This is a genomic window from Streptomyces murinus (assembly GCF_002154555.1).
Taxonomy (GTDB): Bacteria; Actinomycetota; Actinomycetes; order Streptomycetales; family Streptomycetaceae; genus Streptomyces; species Streptomyces murinus.
The window spans coordinates 27,170-45,711 of sequence record NZ_MUNF01000095.1; the positions used below are offsets into that span (position 1 = coordinate 27,170).

18 protein-coding genes and 1 riboswitch are annotated in these 18,542 nt (G+C 69.4%); of the genes, 6 read left to right on the plus strand and 12 right to left on the minus strand.

From position 1 onward, the window contains the following. Positions 1-175 precede the first annotated feature (175 nt). On the plus strand, positions 176-1,261 hold the full coding sequence (cyc1, locus tag CCN72_RS07705) for an epi-isozizaene synthase (RefSeq protein ID WP_086806858.1): 1,086 nt from the start codon (positions 176-178) through the stop codon (positions 1,259-1,261). Continuing rightward, positions 1,258-2,631, plus strand: coding sequence for a bifunctional albaflavenone monooxygenase/terpene synthase (locus tag CCN72_RS07710; RefSeq protein ID WP_085566474.1), 1,374 nt, complete (start codon positions 1,258-1,260; stop codon positions 2,629-2,631). The genes cyc1 and CCN72_RS07710 overlap by 4 nt, the downstream gene beginning before the upstream one ends. Positions 2,632-2,678: 47 nt before the next feature. Here CCN72_RS07710 and CCN72_RS07715 read toward each other — a convergent pair whose 3' ends face one another. After that, positions 2,679-3,641: a helix-turn-helix domain-containing protein gene (locus CCN72_RS07715; RefSeq protein WP_086806859.1), complete on the minus strand. Its 963-nt coding sequence runs from the start codon at positions 3,639-3,641 to the stop codon at positions 2,679-2,681. A 92-nt stretch (positions 3,642-3,733) separates the two neighbouring features. On the opposite strand from CCN72_RS07715, the gene CCN72_RS07720 reads away from it, so the two are divergent. Continuing rightward, positions 3,734-3,976 carry a hypothetical protein gene (locus CCN72_RS07720; RefSeq protein ID WP_078967568.1) on the plus strand — a complete coding sequence of 81 codons (243 nt, stop codon included), beginning with the start codon at positions 3,734-3,736 and terminating at the stop codon, positions 3,974-3,976. Here the strand turns inward: CCN72_RS07720 and CCN72_RS07725 are convergent. The 6 genes from CCN72_RS07725 to nagB all read right to left on the minus strand — a co-directional run bounded on the left by CCN72_RS07725 (position 3,889) and on the right by nagB (position 11,401). After that, on the minus strand, positions 3,889-4,902 hold the full coding sequence (locus tag CCN72_RS07725; protein WP_086806860.1) for a ribonucleotide-diphosphate reductase subunit beta: 1,014 nt from the start codon (positions 4,900-4,902) through the stop codon (positions 3,889-3,891). The two genes, CCN72_RS07720 and CCN72_RS07725, sit on opposite strands and share 88 nt — an antisense overlap. Next, on the minus strand, positions 4,902-7,259 hold the full coding sequence (locus CCN72_RS07730; protein WP_086806861.1) for a ribonucleoside-diphosphate reductase subunit alpha: 2,358 nt from the start codon (positions 7,257-7,259) through the stop codon (positions 4,902-4,904). Before CCN72_RS07730 ends, CCN72_RS07725 begins: the two co-directional genes overlap by 1 nt. 123 nt (positions 7,260-7,382) lie before the next feature. Next, positions 7,383-7,517, minus strand: a riboswitch (cobalamin riboswitch). 126 nt (positions 7,518-7,643) lie between these two features. Continuing rightward, positions 7,644-9,272 carry a monocarboxylate uptake permease MctP gene (gene mctP / locus CCN72_RS07735; RefSeq protein WP_086806862.1) on the minus strand — a complete coding sequence of 543 codons (1,629 nt, stop codon included), beginning with the start codon at positions 9,270-9,272 and terminating at the stop codon, positions 7,644-7,646. Continuing rightward, positions 9,269-9,532, minus strand: a complete 264-nt coding sequence (locus CCN72_RS07740) for a DUF3311 domain-containing protein (RefSeq protein ID WP_172427629.1) — start codon at positions 9,530-9,532, stop codon at positions 9,269-9,271. Before CCN72_RS07740 ends, mctP begins: the two co-directional genes overlap by 4 nt. A 135-nt stretch (positions 9,533-9,667) precedes the next feature. Beyond that, positions 9,668-10,432, minus strand: coding sequence for a GntR family transcriptional regulator (locus CCN72_RS07745; protein ID WP_085566480.1), 765 nt, complete (start codon positions 10,430-10,432; stop codon positions 9,668-9,670). Between the two features lie 183 nt (positions 10,433-10,615). Beyond that, positions 10,616-11,401, minus strand: a complete 786-nt coding sequence (gene nagB / locus CCN72_RS07750) for a glucosamine-6-phosphate deaminase (RefSeq protein ID WP_086806863.1) — start codon at positions 11,399-11,401, stop codon at positions 10,616-10,618. A 508-nt stretch (positions 11,402-11,909) separates the two neighbouring features. Here nagB and CCN72_RS07755 point away from each other — a divergent pair. Beyond that, positions 11,910-13,376 carry a sensor histidine kinase gene (locus tag CCN72_RS07755; protein WP_085566482.1) on the plus strand — a complete coding sequence of 489 codons (1,467 nt, stop codon included), beginning with the start codon at positions 11,910-11,912 and terminating at the stop codon, positions 13,374-13,376. A gap of 257 nt (positions 13,377-13,633) precedes the next feature. Here the strand turns inward: CCN72_RS07755 and CCN72_RS07760 are convergent, their stop codons facing one another. Beyond that, the gene (locus CCN72_RS07760) at positions 13,634-13,891 is read right to left on the minus strand and encodes a WhiB family transcriptional regulator (RefSeq protein ID WP_003992873.1); all 258 of its coding nucleotides are present in this window, start codon (positions 13,889-13,891) and stop codon (positions 13,634-13,636) included. 320 nt (positions 13,892-14,211) lie between these two features. After that, positions 14,212-15,180 carry a diacylglycerol/lipid kinase family protein gene (locus tag CCN72_RS07765; RefSeq protein ID WP_086806864.1) on the minus strand — a complete coding sequence of 323 codons (969 nt, stop codon included), beginning with the start codon at positions 15,178-15,180 and terminating at the stop codon, positions 14,212-14,214. 146 nt (positions 15,181-15,326) lie between these two features. Here CCN72_RS07765 and CCN72_RS07770 point away from each other — a divergent pair, with 146 nt between their 5' ends. Beyond that, entirely contained in the window at positions 15,327-15,770 is a 444-nt protein-coding gene (locus CCN72_RS07770) for a hypothetical protein (RefSeq protein WP_086806867.1), read from the plus strand. 10 nt (positions 15,771-15,780) lie between these two features. Here CCN72_RS07770 and CCN72_RS07775 read toward each other — a convergent pair whose 3' ends face one another. From CCN72_RS07775 to CCN72_RS07785, 3 genes are all read right to left on the minus strand, one after another. Further along, positions 15,781-16,884, minus strand: a complete 1,104-nt coding sequence (locus CCN72_RS07775; protein ID WP_208637940.1) for an RNA polymerase sigma factor SigF — start codon at positions 16,882-16,884, stop codon at positions 15,781-15,783. A gap of 20 nt (positions 16,885-16,904) precedes the next feature. Continuing rightward, on the minus strand, positions 16,905-17,321 hold the full coding sequence (locus CCN72_RS07780; protein WP_009190566.1) for an ATP-binding protein: 417 nt from the start codon (positions 17,319-17,321) through the stop codon (positions 16,905-16,907). A gap of 321 nt (positions 17,322-17,642) precedes the next feature. Further along, positions 17,643-17,903 (minus strand): UBP-type zinc finger domain-containing protein, encoded by a 261-nt coding sequence (locus CCN72_RS07785; protein ID WP_037660210.1) that lies wholly within the window; start codon positions 17,901-17,903, stop codon positions 17,643-17,645. A 61-nt stretch (positions 17,904-17,964) separates the two neighbouring features. Here CCN72_RS07785 and CCN72_RS07790 point away from each other — a divergent pair. Beyond that, the coding region (locus CCN72_RS07790; protein ID WP_208637941.1) for a cation:proton antiporter domain-containing protein at positions 17,965-18,542 on the plus strand (578 nt) is incomplete at its 3' end.

The following is an 18,542-nucleotide window of genomic DNA, read 5'->3' on the forward strand; positions in this document are numbered from 1 at the left end:
GATCATTAATCAGTCACGCAGGGGAGGAATCTCGGCACCATGGGGTAGTGAGGGGCGCAAATCCGTTCCCACGGCGGTCAGTTGTGGTGCTGAATGGGAAGTGCGGGATAGGCAACGAGACGTACCGGCCCCACCCGAGCGGGTGCGTATCCGGCGGCTGAGAGGGGTTTGTTCTGTGCAAGCTTTCCCACGCAGCACCACAGAGACGACGACGGCGGTCGTGGTACCACCCTCACTGGCACTCCCGGTGATCGAGTCCGGCTTTCCCCGGCGACTGCATCCGTATTGGCCGCGGCTCCAGGAGAAGACCCGGCTGTGGCTGCTGGAAAAGCGGCTGATGCCGGAAGACAAGGTGCGGGAGTTCGCCGACGATCTGCGCTACACCGACCTCATGGCGGGCTACTACACAGACGCCCGCGACGAGGTGCTCCAGGCCATAGCGGACTACAGCGCCTGGTTCTTCGTCTGGGACGACCGGCACGACCGCGACATCGTGCACGCGCGCACGGGCGACTGGCGGCGGCTGCGCCACCGGCTGCACGCGGCACTCGACGCACCCAGGCACCATCTGCACCACCCGGACCCGCTGGTCGCCGGGTTCGCCGACAGCGTGCTGCGGCTCTACGGCTTCCTGCCGAGCACCTGGAACCAGCGCTTCGCCCGGCATTTCCACACGGTCATCGAGGCGTACGACCGTGAATTCCGCAATCGCACCCAAGGGTATGTGCCCGGCGTCGACGAGTATCTCGCCCTGCGCCGGCTCACCTTCGCGCACTGGATCTGGACGGACCTGCTCGAGCCCAGTGCCGGATGCGAACTCCCCGACGCCGTAAGGCGAAACCCCTCCTATCGCCGGGCCGCATTGCTCAGTCAGGAATTCGCCGCCTGGTACAACGATCTGTGCTCACTCCCGAAGGAAATAGCGGGCGATGAGGTACACAATCTCGGAATCAGTCTCATCACCTATGAGGGGCTGACGCTCGAAGCGGCGGTCGACAATATCAGGCGGCGCGTCGAGACCTGCATCGATGAATTCCTCGAAGCCGAACGCGAAGTACTCAGGTTCGCGGATGCACTGGCCGACGGCACGGTCCGCGGAAAGGAATTGAGCACCGCCGTCCGAACCTGCGTCGGCAATATGCGCAACTGGTTCAGCTCGGTCTACTGGTTCCACCACGAGTCCGGCCGTTACATGGTGGACAGTTGGGCCGACCGCTCCACACCCCCGTACGTCACCAACGAAGCGGCAGGTGAGAAATGACCGTAGAGTCCGTGCAGCCCGAGACCTCCGTCGACCCGGCGGAGCTGCGTGAACCACCCCTGGCCGGCGGCGCCGTCCCGGTCTTCGGGCACGGCCTCCAACTGGTGCGCGACCCGCTGGACTTCATGTCCTCGCTGCGCGCCCACGGCGACATCGTGCGCCTCAGGCTCGGCCCCAAGACCGTGTACGCCGTCACCACCCCGGAACTGACGGGCGCGCTCGCCCTCAGCCCCGACTTCAAGATCGACGGCCCGGTGTGGGAGTCGCTGGAGGGCCTGCTCGGCAAGGAGGGCGTGGCCACCGCCAACGGCCCCCTCCACCGCCGTCAGCGGCGCACCATGCAGCCCGCGTTCCGGATGGACGCCATACCCAACTACGGCCCGATCATGGAGGAGGAGGCGCACGCGCTGACCGAGCGCTGGCGCCCCGGCACCCCCATCGACTGCACCTCGGAGTCCTTCCGGGTGGCGGTGCGGATGGCCGCCCGCTGCCTGCTGCGCGGCGACTTCATGGACGAGCGCGCCGAGCGGCTGAGTACCGACCTTGCCACCGTCTTCCGCGGTATGTACCGCAGGATGGTGGTGCCGCTGGGGCCCCTGTACAAGCTGCCGTTTCCGGCCAATCGCGAATTCAATCGCGCATTGGCCGATTTGCATCTGCTCGTGGACGAGATCGTCGCCGAGCGGAGGGCATCTGGTCAAAAGCCGGACGATTTGCTGACGGCATTGCTGGAAGCGAAGGACGACAATGGGGAGCCCATCGGGGAACAGGAGATCCACGACCAGGTCGTCGCGATAATCACCCCCGGCGCCGAAACGATCGCGTCCACGATCATGTGGTTGCTCCAGGCGCTGGCGGAACACCCGGAGCATGCCGAGAAGGTACGCGCCGAGGTTGAATCCGTGACCGGTGGTCAGCCGGTTGGATTCGAGCACGTCCGCTCCCTCAGGCACACCAACAATGTGATCCTCGAGGCCATCCGGCTGCGCCCCGCCGTATGGATTCTGACGCGCCGGGCGATCACCGACACCGCGCTGGGGGAGTATCGCATTCCGGCCGGGGCCGACATCATCTACAGCCCGTACGCCATTCAGCGCGACGCCCGCTCGTACGACCGCCACCTCGACTTCGACCCGGACCGCTGGCTTCCGGAGCGGGCCAAGGAGGTGCCGAAGTACGCCATGAGCCCCTTCAGCGTCGGCAACCGCAAGTGCCCCAGCGACCACTTCTCCATGGCCCAGCTGAGCCTGATCACCGCGGCGATCACGGCGAAGTACCGCTTCGAACCGGCCGACGACAGCGACGACTCCGTGCGCGTGGGCATCACGCTGCGCCCGGACAATCTGCGGCTGCGGCCGCTGCCCTGGTGAGACACCCCGGGTGACGCCGGGAGGGGCGTGCCGCTACCGGCGCGTGTTCAGGCGGCCTGCGGGCCCCGGAACGCGCGCCGGTAGGCGTTCGGGGTGGTACCGAGCGCCCGCACGAACTGGTGGCGCAGCGTGGCCGCCGTACCGAACCCGGTGCGCGCGGCGATCGCGTCCACCGTCTCGTCGCTGCCCTCCAGCAACTCCTGGGCGCGCAGCACCCGTTGGCGCAGGATCCAGCGGTACGGCGTGGTCCCCGTCTCCTGCTGGAAGCGGCGGGCGAAGGTGCGCGGCGCCATATGGGCGCGGGCGGCGAGCTGTTCGACGGTCACCTCCAGATCGAGGTGCTCCTCCATCCACACCAGCACCTCGCCGACGGTGTCGCACGGGGCCTTGGGCAGCGGCCGTTCGATGTACTGGGCCTGGCCGCCGTCCCGGTGCGGGGGCACCACCATCCGGCGGGCGATCTTGTTGGCGACCTCGGGGCCCTGCTCCTTGCGCACCAGATGCAGACAGGCGTCGATGCCGGCCGCGGTGCCCGCGGAGGTGATCACCGGGTCCTCGTCCACATAGAGCACGTCCTGCTCGACGGCGAGCCGCGGATAGCGCAGGGCCAGCTGCTCGGCATGGTGCCAGTGCACCGCGCACCGGCGCCCGTCCAGCAGCCCCGCGGCGGCCAGCACGAACACCCCCGAGCAGACGCTGAGCACCCGGGCGCCCCGCTCCACGGCCCGGCGCAGCGCCGCGAGCAGCTCGGGCGGATAGTCCCGGTCCACATAGCTCTCACCGGCCGGTACGGCGATCAGATCGGCCTCTTCCAGCCGCTCCAGGCCGTGCGGCGTGGACACGGTGAACCCGCAGTGGGTGCCGAGGTCCGGCCCCTCGGCCGAGACCACGGCGAAGTCGTACACCGGCAGTCCCTCGTCGCTGCGGTCGATGCCGAACACCTCGCAGACGACGCCCAGCTCGAAGGGGTGCACTCCGTTCAGCAGCACGGCGGCCACGTTCTTGAGCATGCCCCCAGTGTGCCTCAGGGCTGGCAGTAATTCGAGGGTGCCCGGCAGTCCTGCCACTCCCGGTCAGCAGTGTCCGGCAGGACAGTAGTGGCATGACTGGAAACCAGATCCAAGGCCTGATCGGAATGACCGCGACCCTCGGGATCCTCGTCCTCCTGGTCCTTCCCTCCGTGCTCGGCATCCTGCGCGAGCGGCGCATCGACCGGCAGATCAGGAAGGCCCAGGAGGCCCATGGGGAGAAGGAGGCTCAGAAGTCCTCGTCCAGGTCGACGGTGCCCTCCACCGCCACCTGGTACGCCGACGGGCGGCGCTCGAAGAAGTTGGTCAGCTCCTGAACACCCTGGAGCTCCATGAAGGAGAAGGGGTTCTCCGAGCCGTAGACCGGCGCGAAGCCCAGCCGGGTCAGGCGCTGGTCGGCCACGCACTCCAGGTACTGCCGCATGGAGTCGGTGTTCATGCCCGGGAGGCCGTCACCGCACAGGTCGCGCGCGAACTGCAGCTCGGCCTCGACGGCCTCCCGCAGCATGTCGGTGACCTCCTGCTGGAGCTGGTCGTCGAACAGCTCCGGCTCCTCCTTACGGACGGTGTCGACCACGTCGAAGGCGAAGGACATGTGCATCGTCTCGTCGCGGAACACCCAGTTGGTGCCGGTGGCCAGGCCGTGCAGCAGACCCCGGCTGCGGAACCAGTAGACGTACGCGAAGGCGCCGTAGAAGAACAGGCCCTCGATGCACGCGGCGAAGCAGATCAGGTTCAGCAGGAAGCGGCGGCGCTCCGACTGCGTCTCCAGCCGGTCGATCTTGTCCACCGAGTCGATCCACTTGAAGCAGAACTCGGCCTTCTCACGGATCGAGGGGATGTTCTCGACGGCCGCGAACGCCGCCGCGCGGTCCTCCGGGTCGGGCAGATAGGTGTCCAGCAGCGTCAGATAGAACTGGACGTGCACCGCCTCCTCGAACAGCTGACGGCTCAGGTAGAGCCGCGCCTCGGGGGAGTTGATGTGCTTGTACAGCGTCAGCACCAGGTTGTTGGCGACGATCGAGTCACCCGTCGCGAAGAACGCGACCAGGCGGCCGATCAGATGCTGCTCGGCCGGGCTGAGCTTCGCGAGGTCGGCGACGTCCGAGTGGAGGTCGACCTCCTCCACGGTCCAGGTGTTCTTGATGGCGTCACGGTAGCGCTCGTAGAAGTCCGGGTAGCGCATGGGACGCAGAGTCAGTTCGAAGCCCGGGTCGAGAAGGTTCTGGTTACGGGTGGACATTACTGGCAGGCCTCGCAGGACTCGGGGTTTTCCAGGGAGCAGGCGACGGCGTCGGGGTCGGCGACCTGCTGGACGGGGATGGTCTTCTGCGCCTGGGCGGCACGGGCGATCCGGGTCGCCGGGCGCGAGCGCAGGTAGTACGTCGTCTTCAGCCCGGACTTCCAGGCGTACGCGTACATCGAGGAGAGCTTGCCGATCGTCGGCGTCTCCATGAACAGGTTCAGGGACTGCGCCTGGTCGAGGAACGGGGTGCGCGCCGCCGCCATGTCGATCAGACCGCGCTGCGGGATCTCCCACGCCGTGCGGTACAGCGCCCGCACCTCCTCGGGGATCCACGCGAAGCCCTGCACCGAGCCATTGGCCTCGCGCAGCGCCTCCCGGGTGCGCGCGTCCCACACGCCCAGGTTCTTCAGGTCCCGCACCAGGTACGAGTTGACCTGGAGGAACTCACCGGACAGCGTCTCGCGCTTGAACAGGTTGGACACCTGCGGCTCGATGCACTCGTAGACGCCCGCGATGGAGGCGATGGTGGCCGTCGGCGCGATCGCCAGCAGCAGCGAGTTGCGCAGGCCGACCTTCGCGATCCGGGTGCGCAGCGCCGCCCAGCGCTCGGGCCAGGTCTCCTCGACGTCGTAGTGGTCGGGGTGCAGCACCCCGCGCGCGGTACGGGTCTGCTCCCAGGCCGGCAGCGGGCCGCTGCGCTCGGCGAGGTCGGCGGAGGCCTCGTACGCGGCGAGCATGATCCGCTCGGCGATCTTGGTGGACAGCGCCTTCGCCTCGGGGGAGTCGAAGGGCAGCCGCAGCTGGAAGAAGACGTCCTGGAGGCCCATCGCGCCGAGGCCCACCGGGCGCCACTTGGCGTTGGAGCGGCCCGCCTGCTCGGTCGGGTAGAAGTTGATGTCCACGACGCGGTCGAGGAAGGTGACGGCCGTGCGCACGGTCTCGTCCAGGCGCGCCCAGTCGATGTCCCCGTCGGCCACGAAGGCACCGAGGTTGACGGAGCCCAGGTTGCAGACCGCCGTCTCGCCGTCGTTGGTGACCTCCAGGATCTCCGTGCAGAGGTTGGAGGAGTGGATGACCTGGCCCGGCTCGGCGGTCTGGTTGGCGGTGCGGTTGGCGGCGTCCTTGAACGTCATCCAGCCCTGGCCGGTCTGCGCGAGGGTGCGCATCATGCGGCCGTACAGCTCACGGGCCGGCATGGTCTTCTTCGCGAGGCCCTTGCGCTCCGCCTCGCGGTAGGCGGCGTCGAACTCCGCGCCGTACAGGTCCACCAGCTCGGGCACGTCCGCCGGGGAGAACAGCGACCACTGCCCGTCGGCGTTGACCCGGCGCATGAACTCGTCCGGCACCCAGTGCGCGAGGTTCAGATTGTGCGTACGGCGGGCGTCCTCACCGGTGTTGTCCCGCAGCTCCAGGAACTCCTCCAGGTCGGAGTGCCAGGTCTCCAGGTACACCGCGGCCGCGCCCTTGCGCCGGCCGCCCTGGTTCACCGCGGCCACCGAGGCGTCCAGCGTCTTCAGGAACGGCACGATGCCGTTGGAGTGCCCGTTCGTACCGCGGATCAGCGAACCGCGGGCGCGGATACGGGAGTACGACAGACCGATGCCGCCGGCGTGCTTGGAGAGCCGCGCGACCTGGTGGTAGCGGTCGTAGATGGAGTCCAGCTCGTCCAGCGGGGAGTCGAGGAGGTAGCAGGACGACATCTGGGGGTGCCGGGTGCCGGAGTTGAACAGGGTGGGGGAGGAGGGCAGGTAGTCGAGCCGGCTCATCAGGCGGTAGAGCGCGGCGACCTCGTCCACGGAGCGGGCCGAATCGTCCTCGGCGAGGCCGGCGGCGACCCGCAGCATGAAGTACTGGGGGGTCTCGATGACCTGACGGGTGATCGGGTGGCGCAGCAGATAGCGGCTGTGCAGGGTGCGCAGGCCGAAGTAGCCGAAGCGGTCGTCGGCGGCGCGGTCGATCAGGTTGTCCAGCCGGGCGGCGTGGATCCGGGCGAACTCCGCCGTCCGGTCGGCGACGAGCCCCTCGCGGTGTCCGACGGCGACCGACTCGGTGAAGGACGTCACGCCCTGCGAGGCGGCCTCGGCGCGGATGGAGATGGTCAGCAGCCGGGCGGCGAGCCGGGAGTACGCGGGGTCCTCGGAGATCAGTCCGGCCGCGGCCTCGGTCGCGAGCTCGCGCAGCTCCGCCTCGTCGGCGTGGGCGGAGCGGCCGCGCAGCGCGGCGGCGGCGACCCGGCCCGGATCGGCGTCGGGGAGGTCCCCGGTCAGCTCGGTCAGGGTCCGCAGCAGCGCGGTACCGGGACCGTCGTTCTCCAGGCCCTGGGCTGAAGCCGGTTCGGCTGGCGCGATGGTCACGTGGGGCTCTCCCTCGCTCGGCACGGGGCCTGGCGGAGGGCAGGGGCAGCCACGAGCGCACAGGGCGTCGCGTCCACCGGCCCACTCCGCGAGGCCCGGACGTCTCAGAGCACCCGAACCGGTGGGCCGGGTGCGCTGCCGGCAGGTCCTCGGACTGATCCCCGTGCGCGGATACGCACAAGTACACCGTTGCGGGACAGTTCCGGATTCGCACCGGATTCCCCTGCGACGACAGCGACCATGAGCATACATCTAGTGCCGGGTCGTCATGCCACCCCCAGATGTTGTGTCACCTTGTGTCTACGGGGGGTATGCGAAACGGGCCGCCGGCGCCCTTGGCGCCGACGGCCCGCCCTTGGCCGCCCGGGTCCCCCGGGCGCCGCGCTAGTGCGTGCTGCCCGCCGTGGCCGGCGGCAGTTCGACCGCCACGCCCGGGTCGCCGGCGTCCGCCGTGTAGTCCTCGGGACGGGTCTCGTCGACGCCCTCGGGGGCCTTCACGGCCTTCAGGACGACCGTCAGGACGACCGTGACGAGGACGTTGAGGACGAAGGCCGTCATGCCGATGTAGCCGATCTGGCCGATGCCCGGGATGTCGTCGGCGGAGCCGCCGAAGTGCTTCTGGGTCGGAGAGGCGACACCGTAGGCGGCGAGGGTGCCGTAGACCATGCCGACCGCCCAGCCCGCGAGCAGCGCCCAGCGGTGGAACCAGCGGGTGAACAGACCGCCGACCAGGGCCGGGAAGGTCTGCAGGATCCAGATGCCGCCCAGCAGCTGGAAGTTGATGGCGACCGTCTTGTCCATGCCCAGGACGAAGATCAGCGCGCCGACCTTCACCAGCAGCGACACGAACTTGGAGACCTGCGCCTCCTGCTTCGGCGTGGCGTCCGGCTTGATGAAGTCCTTGTAGATGTTGCGCGTGAACAGGTTCGCCGCCGCGATCGACATGATCGCCGCCGGCACCAGCGCGCCGATGCCGATCGCCGCGAACGCCACACCGGTGAACCAGTCCGGGAACATGTCCTCGAACAGCTGCGGGATCGCCAGCTGCCCGTTGGTGACCTTCACCCCGGCCGCGATCGCCATGAAGCCCAGCAGCGCCAGCAGGCCCAGCATCAGGGAGTACAGCGGCAGGATCGTGGTGTTGCGCCGGATCACGTTACGGCTCTTGGAGGAGAGCGTCGCGGTGATCGAGTGCGGGTACATGAACAGCGCGAGCGCGGAACCGAGCGCCAGCGTGGCGTACGTCCACTGCCCGGCGGGCGCCGGCGCGAGCGCCCCGCGCGGCTTGCCGGTGGCCGGGTTGACCTGGCTGAACGCGTGGGCCGCCTTGGTGAAGATGTCGTCGAACCCGCCCAGCTTGATCGGGATGTAGATGATCGCGACCAGGATGACGAGGTAGATCAGACCGTCCTTGACGAACGCGATCAGCGCGGGCGCCCGCAGACCCGAGGAGTACGTGTACGCCGCCAGCACCGCGAACGCGATCAGCAGCGGCAGGTCCTTCACGAACCCGTTGGTGTTGTCGCCGCCGCCGACGCCCATCACGTCCAGCACCGCCTGGATGCCGACGAGCTGGAGCGCGATGTACGGCATCGTCGCCAGGATGCCGGTCACCGCGACCGCGAGCGACAGGCCCTTCGAGCCGAACCGGCCGCGCACGAAGTCGGAGGTGGTGACGTAGCCGTGCCGGTGCGAGACCGACCACAGCCGCGGCAGGAAGGTGAAGATCAGCGGGTAGACCAGGATCGTGTACGGCACCGCGAAGAAGCCGGACGCGCCCGCCGCGTAGATCGCCGCCGGTACGGCCACGAAGGTGTAGGCCGTGTACAGGTCGCCGCCGAGCAGGAACCAGGTGATCCAGGTGCCGAACGAGCGGCCGCCCAGCCCCCATTCGTCCAGCGTGTGCTCGTTCTCGGCCCGGCGCCAGCGCGCGGCGAGGAAGCCGAGGACCGTGACGGCCAGGAAGAAGAAGATGAAGACGCCCAGTGCGACGCCGTTGACTCCGGTCTTCACTTCGCGGCACCCCCCTGCGCGTCACGACGGGAGCGCTGGTCGTGCTGCCAGAGCTTGTACGCGATCATGGTGAGGGCGGTGGAGATCAGCACCCAGACCATCTGGTACCAGTAGAAGAACGGGATGCCGATGAACGTCGGGTCCGTCTTCGCGTAGGAGCCGACCCACAGCATCGCCACGAAGGGCGCGACGAGACAAATGCCGATGACCACGCGCAGCGGTGTCACCACCGGTGGTCCTACTTCGGGCGTTTCTGGCATGCTGCGGCTCCGTCCCCTCGCTGATCACCTGTGTAATGCGCAGGCAATCTAGGTGACGCTATCCAGCCAGTGGAAGACCCCGTCTCAAGCTGTGTGTATCGATTCGGCGAAGGAACGAACGCCTCCGGACAGGCGCTAGTCCATCGGGCGCTTGAGGCGGGCCACGAACTTGTACCGGTCGCCGCGGTACACCGACCGCACCCACTCGACCGGCAGGCCCGCGCGGTCCAGCGAGTGCCGGGAGAGCATCAGCATCGGCAGCCCGACGTCCGTACCGAGCAGACCGGCCTCGCGCGGGGTGGCCAGCGAGGTCTCGATGGTCTCCTCGGCCTCGGCGAGATGGACGTCGTACACCTCGGCGAGCGCGGTGTAGAGGGACGTGTACTTCACCAGCGAACGGCGCAGCGCGGGGAAGCGCTTGGCGGAGAGATGGGTGGTCTCTATGGCCATGGGCTCGCCGTTGGCCATGCGCAGCCGCTCGATGCGCAGCACCCGCCCGCCGGCGGAGATGTCCAGCAGCTCGGCGAGCCGGTCGTCGGCGGTGATGTAGCCGACGTCCAGCAGCTGGGAGGTCGGCTCCAGGCCCTGGGCGCGCATGTCCTCGGTGTAGGAGGTGAGCTGGAGCGCCTGGGAGACCTTGGGCTTGGCGACGAAGGTGCCCTTGCCCTGGATGCGCTCCAGGCGGCCCTCCACGACCAGCTCCTGAAGGGCCTGGCGGACGGTGGTGCGGGAGGTGTCGAACTCCGCGGCCAGCGTGCGCTCCGGCGGGACCGGTGTGCCGGGTGCCTGGGTCTCCGTCATGTCGAGCAGGTGCTTCTTCAGGCGGTAGTACTTCGGCACGCGCGCGGTACGGACGGTCGTGCCGGCCTCGTTCTCCGCACTGCTGACATCGGTGCTCATGCTCCGCCTTCCCGGCTCCGGATGCCGAAAGCGACCGACATCCCCATCGGCCACGGCTCACATCGTGGCACGGCTTACTGTGTCAGGACTCCACCCGCACGCTCCGTGATCCCCTCTGTATACCGTCGGGACCCGAGCTGGTCTAGTCCAACAGGGGTCCCCTGGGCACCGGGTCCGCGTCCCCTAGATCCCCTGCCACTCCGGCTTGTTCGCGTACGTGTGCCGGAAGTAGTCCGCCAGCTTCAGCTTCGAGGCGGCCGCCTCGTCCACGACGACGGTGGCGTGCGGGTGCAGCTGGAGCGCCGAGGCCGGGCAGACGGCCGCCACCGGGCCCTCGACGGTCGCCGCGACCGCGTCCGCCTTGCCCTCGCCGGTCGCGAGCAGCACCAGGTGCCGGGCCTCCAGGATGGTGCCGATGCCCTGGGTGATGACGTGGTGCGGGACCTGCTCGATCTCGCCGTCGAAGAAGCGCGCGTTGTCCACGCGGGTCTGCTCGGTCAGGGTCTTGATCCGGGTACGGGAGGCGAGCGAGGAGCAGGGCTCGTTGAACCCGATGTGCCCGTCGGTGCCGATCCCGAGCAGCTGGAGGTCCACCCCGCCGGCCGCGGCGAGCGCGCGGTCGTACGCCGCGCACGCCGCCTGGACGTCCTCGGCCGTGCCGTCGGGACCGAGGAAGGAGTCCATGCCGATGCCGAGCGGCTCCAGCACCTCGCGGCGCAGCACCGAGCGATAGGACTCGGGGTGCTCGGCGGGCAGCCCCACGTATTCGTCGAGCTGGGCTATCCGGGCCCGCGCGGGGTCCACGGCGCCGGCCCGCACCTGGGCCGCGAGCGCCTGGTAGACGGGCAGCGGGGTGGAGCCGGTGGCGACGCCGAGCAGGGCGTCGGGCTTGCGTCGCAGCAGCTGCGCCATGGCCTCGGCGATCAGCTCGCCACCCGCCGCGGCGTCCGGAACGATGACAACTTCCACGCTGGGCCTGCCGTTCTGGAGAGGGCTCGTGCGTCTATGTGGTTTAGACCAATCTAACAGAGCGGGCCTCTCGCGCCGATGCCTCGGTAGGAGGGGTCACGGAAATTACCGATGCCTTCTGTCCCCATGGTCGACCCGGGCGGGCTAGGCTGCGTGGCATCGAGTGCCATGGGTCGCGTCTGCCGTAAGGGCATGGACATGCCCCATGGTCTAGTCCACAATCGAAGAGACTGTTCGAACAAGCGGTGGGAAGCGACCCGCGGGCGAACAGTACGAAGCGAACAAGCCCCGTCTTCCCCGCACAGGAAGGCGGATCGAGGAACCGGCGCTCTCTGCCCTGACTGCCCCGGCTCCTCGGCCTTCGGCCGACCGGGACCGCACACCCCACGGCCGATGATGCTCCGGGCTGCGGTGCCGGGAGGGTTGAGGGTCCCTTCCAGGCGCCGCGGCCCGCGGGTGTTTTTCGGCCATGCCGAGGCCCGCGGGTACGCTCGCAAACGTGCCCTCCATGAACGAGCTGGTCCGCCAGCACACCGCCCTCGACGACTCCGATCTCGAGTGGCTCCACCTGCTGGTCTCGGAGTGGCAGCTGCTCTCCGACCTCTCCTTCGCCGACCTGGTCCTGTGGGTACCCACCAGGGACGGCACCCGGTACGTCTCGGTCGCCCAGATGCGCCCCAACACCGGCCCCACCTCCTACCAGGACGACATGGTCGGCCACCTCGTCCCGCGCGGCCGGCGGCCCATGCTGGACGTGGCGCTCGACGAGGGCCGGATCGTGCGCGAGGGCGACCCGGAGTGGCGCGAAGAGGTCCCCGTACGGGTCGAGTCCATCCCCGTACGACGGGAGGGCCGGGTCCTCGGGGTGATCGCCCGCAACACCAACCTGCTCACCGTGCGCACCCCGAGCCGCCTGGAGCTGACCTACCTCCAGAGCGCCTCCGACCTCGCCCAGATGATCGCGGCCGGGTCCTTCCCCTTCCCCGGCCAGCAGGTCGACATGGACGCCTCGCCGCGCGTCGGCGACGGACTGATCCGGCTGGACGCCGACGGCATCGTCCAGTACGCCTCCCCGAACGCGCTGTCCGCCTACCACCGCCTCGGCCTCGCCGCCGACCTGGTCGGACACCACCTCGGGCACACCACCGCCGAACTCGCCCCCACCCGGGGCCCGGTGGACGAGGCGCTGGCCAAGGTGGCCAGCGGCTGGGCGCCGCGCGAGTTCGAGATCGAGTCGCCCGACGGGGTGATCCAGTTCCGGTCCATCCCGCTCAAACCCAAGGGCACCCGGATCGGGGCCCTGGTGCTGTGCCGGGACGTCACCGAACTGCGCCGCCGCGAACGCGAGTTGATCACCAAGGACGCGACCATCCGGGAGATCCACCACCGGGTGAAGAACAACCTCCAGACGGTGGCCGCCCTGTTGCGGCTCCAGGCCCGGCGCATCGACTCCGAACGCGGGCGCGCGGCCTTGGAGGAGGCGGTGCGCCGGGTCGGCTCCATCGCCATCGTGCACGAGACGCTCTCCCAGAACCTGGACGAGCGGGTGGAGTTCGACGACATCGCCGACCGGGTGCTGGCGATGGTCGCCGAGATCTCGCCGGGCAAGGTGACCGGCCGGCGCAGCGGGCGCTTCGGGATACTCGACGCCGAGGTGGCCACACCGCTGTCGATGGTGCTCACCGAGGTGCTCCAGAACGCCCTGGAACACGGCTTCCGCGAGGGCGAGACCGGCACGGTGGAGGTCTCCGCGGTGCGCGGCGGCAGCACGAAGGAGGCCCGGCTCCTCGTCACCGTCCAGGACGACGGGGTCGGCCTGCCCGAGGGCTTCGACCCGCACCGCTCGGGCAACCTGGGGCTCCAGATCGTACGGACCCTGGTGGAGGGCGAGTTGGGCGGCACGTTCGACATGGTCCCGGCGCCGGAGCGGGGGACCAGGGTGATCCTGGACATCCCGGTGCGCGCGCAGAAGTAGTCAACGGCCCCCGGGTGAGGGGGCGTTGGTATGAACCAATGGCGGCGCCGGGCGCGACGCGCTCCGGGACAGGCTCCGAGGCGCGCTCCGGGAAAGCAAAAAGCCCCGGACCGTCATTGGTCCGAGGCTTGTGCTCGTTGCTGCGCTGCTGTTCGCTGGGCGGCATCGGGGGATACTGCGCGCTGCTGCTCGGGGGCGGGAGATGCGTGCTCGATGCACGCGCCGCCAAGCTCAGGCTGTCAGCTGGGGTGGGTGTGTCAGGCGGAGGCCTGACGGGCCCGGTTGCGGGCGGCACGGCGCTTCATCGCGCGACGCTCGTCCTCGCTGAGGCCACCCCAGACGCCGGAGTCCTGGCCGGACTCAAGCGCCCACTGCAGACACTGCTCGATCACCGGGCAGCGACGGCAGACGGCCTTGGCTTCCTCGATCTGCAGCAGCGCGGGACCGGTGTTGCCGATGGGGAAGAAGAGCTCGGGGTCTTCCTCGCGGCAAACGGCGTTGTGACGCCAGTCCATGGCTGCTACCTCTCCTTGGTATTACGTGCAAGTTGCTTGTGAATGTGAACGCTTTCACGAATCCCTCGACAAGTGAAGGGCCGAACGCCGAGTCTTCCCCGGCGGGGTCCTTGGTATGAAGAGGGGTTCCGGTGATCAGTGGAGGCCGGTGTTGGGGGCCGTCCCGATCGCCACGTAGAGACTCGCAAACCTCAGCGGCGGATACAACCCCTTCCGGAAAGTTTTTTTTGATTCCTCGGTGTCGACTGGGTCACAGCCGTACTTCCATGGGGTGGATCCTGGCCTAAACGTTCGAGTGAAAGGACTTTCGCCTCTTCCACTCACACAATCACACGCAGTGCGCGGCGTACGCCTGTGAACGTCACGCTCCTGCGCAGCCCCAGGTGGTCACCGTCCATCTGTAGAGGCAGAGGAGCCTTCGAATGCAAGGTGAAGCGGTCCAGATCATGGAGTGGGAACGCATGCCTGCCATGGGGTCCGCGCTCGGGGGACGAAGTGAGCAACTGGGTGCCATACCGGGCAACCGCGGCCGTCGACAGGCGGCTGAGACCGAGTACGTCGATGCCCGTGTCGAACGAAGCCTTAGGCGATGTGTACATGGGGCGATTGCCGAGATACGTCCAAGGGGACGTGTTCGAGACTATGGCGACAACAAGATCCTCGATCGGGTCCTCGCCGGGCCGCTCCAGAGTGATCAGGCCGTGCCGGCGATTGGCCTCGCCGAGGAACTGCCGGATCACCTGCCGTACGTAGAGCGCGTGCGTCGACTTCTTACCCATCTCGCGCTGCTGCTCGACCCGGCCGACGACGCCCGCGTCGAAGCCCAGTCCCGCGTTGAAGGTGAACCAGCGGGCCGGTACCCCTTCGTCCTCGGTACCGGGGGTGCCGGAGGCGAGACCGAGGCCCACCACGCGCTCCCGCTTCTCGCGCAGCGCGTCCAGCAGGGCGCCGGTGGCCTCGACGGGGTCGTTGGGCAGCCCGAGGGCACGGGCGAAGACGTTGGTGGATCCACCGGGCACGACGGCGAGGCCGGGCAGCCGGTCCAGATCGGGGCCCGCGTGCAGCAGTCCGTTGACCACCTCGTTGACGGTGCCGTCGCCGCCGAGGGCCACGACCATGTCGATGTCGTCGCTCTCCGCGGCCTGCCGGCCCAGGTCCCGGGCGTGTCCGCGGTACTCGGTGGTGACCGCCTCCAGCTTCATCTCGCTGGCGAGCGCGTGGATCAGCACATCACGCCTGCGTGCGCTGGTGGTGGTTGCCGCCGGATTGACCACGAGGAGAGCACGCATGCACGTCAGCGTACCTACCCGGCGGTACCGGGCCCAGGCCGAGGTAGGGATCGGGTAAGAGGGGAGGGGGTGAGCCCGCACACGTGGGCGGTACCGGTGACCGGGTCCACCCCCGGCCCGCTTCCGCCGACGGCTACCCTGCTGAGGTGAGCAGTGAGCAGACCTCCGTACCGGACACGGCCGCAGCCGACGGCACCCGCCCCCGTCGGCTGACGTACGCCGCCATGCTGGCCGGCCTGGAAGGCGTCGCGTTGTTCGCCGGCGGCCTCTGGGTCCTCGTGCTCGGCATCGCCGGCGCCCCCGACGACCGGCAGCAGGCCGTGACGCTGGGTATCACCCTCGCCGTGCTCGCCCTGCTCCCGCTCCTGGCCGCCCGCGGCCTGCTGCTGCGCCGCGGCTGGAGCCGGGGTCCCGCCGTGATCACCCAGCTGATGGCCCTGCCGGTGGGGCTGAACATGCTGAAGTCCGGCGGTCTCGCCGTCCCGGTCGGGATCGTCCTCGCCGTCGTGGCCGTCACGGCTCTCGTGCTGCTCGTCAACCGCGAGACGACCCAGGCCCTGAACATCAAGGGCCCGGGCCGCGCCGAGTAGGGCGGGCGCTCTACTCCTCCACCAGCAGCTTCTCCCGCAGCTGCGCCAGCGTGCGCGCGAGCAGCCGGGAGACGTGCATCTGGGAGATCCCGACCTCCTGCGCGATCTGGGACTGCGTCATGTTCCCGAAGAACCGCAGCAGCAGGATCCGCTTCTCCCGCGGCGGCAGATCCTCCAGCAGCGGCTTGAGCGACTCCCGGTACTCCACGCCCTCCAGCGCCTCGTCCTCCGCGCCGAGCGTGTCGGCGACCGCGGGGGACTCGTCGTCGGTGTCGGGGACGTCCAGGGACAGCGTGGAGTACGCGTTCGCCGACTCCAGGCCCTCCAGGACCTCCTCCTCGGAGATCGCGAGCTTCTCCGCCAGTTCGTGCACCGTCGGCGAGCGGCCGTGCAGCTGGGACAGCTCCGCCGTCGCCGTGGTCAGCGCGAGCCGCAGCTCCTGGAGGCGGCGCGGCACCCGGACCGCCCAGCCCTTGTCCCGGAAGTGCCGCTTGATCTCGCCGACCACGGTCGGTGTGGCGTACGTGGAGAACTCCACGCCCCGCTCCGGGTCGAACCGGTCCACGGACTTGATCAGACCGATCGTGGCGACCTGGGTGAGGTCGTCCAGCGGCTCGCCGCGGTTGCGGAACCGGCGCGCCAGGTGCTCCACGAGCGGCAGATGCATACGGACCAGCTGATTGCGCAGCTCCGCGTACTCCGTGCTGCCCGTGTCGAGCCCGCGCAGTTCGACGAACATGGCACGGGCCCCGCTGCGGTCGTGCGGGTCGTGCGGTGCGGCCTCCGCGCTCAGCGCGCCGTCGTCCGCGTATCGCTCGTGCTCGCTCATCGTCCCGCCCGTAGCCCTTCCCCGAGCCCTCGCCCCCGCGCGGCCGGCGGGAGCGGCCCCGCCGCGCGCCTCGGGCGAGGTGTCGGGGCCTGCGCCCGCACCGCCGGGCCCTGCGGAGTGGTCCTCCGGATGTGGCCTGGCCTGCTCGGGGATGCCGTCGATGCCGTCCGCCATGCGCCGGGAACCGTCGCGGGGGCTGTCCCCGGAGGCCTCCGCCGCACTCGACCAGGGGGCACCCCCGTCCCCGGTCGGCAGCTCACGCGTGCCGCGCTCTTCGTCCCGCACCGGACCGTCCCCGTTCTCCCTCACGCCGGCCCGGGACCCGCGCCGCGCTGTTTGTAGAGGCTGATGGACACCGTCTTGTCCTCGTCGACGGCGGACGAGACCTTCCCCGCGAGGGCCGACAGCACGGTCCAGGCGAAGGTGTCCCGCGAGGGGGCATGGCCGTCCGTGGTCGGGGCCGACACGGTGACTTCCAGCGAGTCGTCGACGAGCCGGAAGACACAGCTGAGCACCGAGCCCGGCACGGCCTGCTGCAACAGGATCGCGCAGGCCTCGTCCACGGCGATGCGCAGATCCTCGATCTCGTCCAGGGTGAAGTCCAAGCGGGCCGCCAGACCGGCCGTGGCCGTCCGCAGCACCGACAGGTAGGCACCCGCGGCCGGCAGCCGGACCTCCACGAAATCCTGGTTCGCCGCGGGTTCGCCTGCGATCTGGGACACCCTCACCTCCATGGTGGTACAAGCTTTACAGGGGCCGAGGGTCGCCCCCCGGGGCTAACGCGTAGATGGTTCAAGCGGTGACGCTATCGCGCGCCGAATGTTTCCGTCCCCGGGACCCCGACCCCCTGGCGTCACTCACAGTAAAGCTGTGGATACGCTCCGTGTCTAGGGGGTGTGCGGCCCCAAATCGGAAGAGCGCGCGCCGGGTTGACGTACCCAGACGTCAGACGCCCGAACCGTCGTGCGTGCGCCGCCGCATGCAGTGTCACACGACACAGTGCCCGAACGAGAAGATGATCAACGATCGGACGCGGGTACCGCTCAGACGAGTACGTGGTCCACGAAGCACCACCGCCAGTCCTCGCCCGGTTCGAACGTCCGCATCACTGGATGTCCGGTCTGCTCATGGTGCCCGGTGGCGTGCCGGCCCGGTGAGGAGTCGCAGCAGCCGACATGGCCACAGGTCAGGCAGAGCCGCAGCTGCACCGGGTGCGTCCCCGCCGCCAGGCACTCCGGACAGGTCGCGGAGCGCGGCGCGGGTTCCGGATGCGGCAGCGCGTCGGCGTGCGTGCACTGTTTCATGATTGCCAGATTACGACGGGTGTGCGGGTGACCGCGCGGAAAACGAGGGTGGGCGAGACGCATGGACGTGATGCCCCTGCTGTTGCTGGTCGCGGGCAGTGCCGCGGTCGCCGGGATCGCCCGGCGCACCCCGGTGCCCGCGCCGCTGCTGCTGGTCGCGGCGGGCCTGGTGGTGTCGTACGTGCCCGGCATCCCCGACTACACGCTCGAACCCGATGTCGTGCTGCCCCTGGTGCTGCCCCCGCTGCTCTACAAGGAGGGCACCGAGAGCTCCTACCTGGACCTGCGGGCCCAGATGCGCCCGGTGGGACTGCTGTCCGTCGGGTACGTGCTCTTCGCGACCTTCGTGGTCGGCTGGGCCGCCTATCTCGTCGTACCGGGGCTGCCGCTGCCCGCCGCGCTGGTGCTCGGCGCGGTCGTGGCGCCGACGGACGCGGTCGCGGCCGCGGCGATCGCCCGCCGGGTCGGGCTGCCGTCCCGGATCACCACGATCCTCCAGGGCGAGTCGCTGCTGAACGACGCCACCGCGATCACTGCCTACAAGGTGGCGCTGGCCGCCGCCGTCGGCGCGGGCTCCACCTGGGCGGGCGGCATCGAGGAGTTCCTGCGCGCGGCGGTCGGCGGCGTGCTCGTCGGCCT

What these genes read in the sequence shown, in the direction of transcription:
- CCN72_RS07760 (WP_003992873.1), bottom strand. Translation starts at nt 13,891, where the DNA reads ATGGACTGGCGTCACAACGCCGTTTGCCGCGAGGAAGACCCCGAGCTC.
- CCN72_RS07725 (WP_086806860.1), bottom strand. Translation starts at nt 4,902, where the DNA reads ATGTCCACCCGTAACCAGAACCTTCTCGACCCGGGCTTCGAACTGACT.
- CCN72_RS07710 (WP_085566474.1), top strand. Translation starts at nt 1,258, where the DNA reads ATGACCGTAGAGTCCGTGCAGCCCGAGACCTCCGTCGACCCGGCGGAG.
- CCN72_RS07720 (WP_078967568.1), top strand. Translation starts at nt 3,734, where the DNA reads ATGACTGGAAACCAGATCCAAGGCCTGATCGGAATGACCGCGACCCTC.
- CCN72_RS07785 (WP_037660210.1), bottom strand. Translation starts at nt 17,903, where the DNA reads ATGAAACAGTGCACGCACGCCGACGCGCTGCCGCATCCGGAACCCGCG.
- CCN72_RS07755 (WP_085566482.1), top strand. Translation starts at nt 11,910, where the DNA reads ATGAACGAGCTGGTCCGCCAGCACACCGCCCTCGACGACTCCGATCTC.
- CCN72_RS07740 (WP_172427629.1), bottom strand. Translation starts at nt 9,532, where the DNA reads ATGCCAGAAACGCCCGAAGTAGGACCACCGGTGGTGACACCGCTGCGC.
- CCN72_RS07715 (WP_086806859.1), bottom strand. Translation starts at nt 3,641, where the DNA reads ATGCTCAAGAACGTGGCCGCCGTGCTGCTGAACGGAGTGCACCCCTTC.
- CCN72_RS07745 (WP_085566480.1), bottom strand. Translation starts at nt 10,432, where the DNA reads ATGAGCACCGATGTCAGCAGTGCGGAGAACGAGGCCGGCACGACCGTC.
- CCN72_RS07765 (WP_086806864.1), bottom strand. Translation starts at nt 15,180, where the DNA reads ATGCGTGCTCTCCTCGTGGTCAATCCGGCGGCAACCACCACCAGCGCA.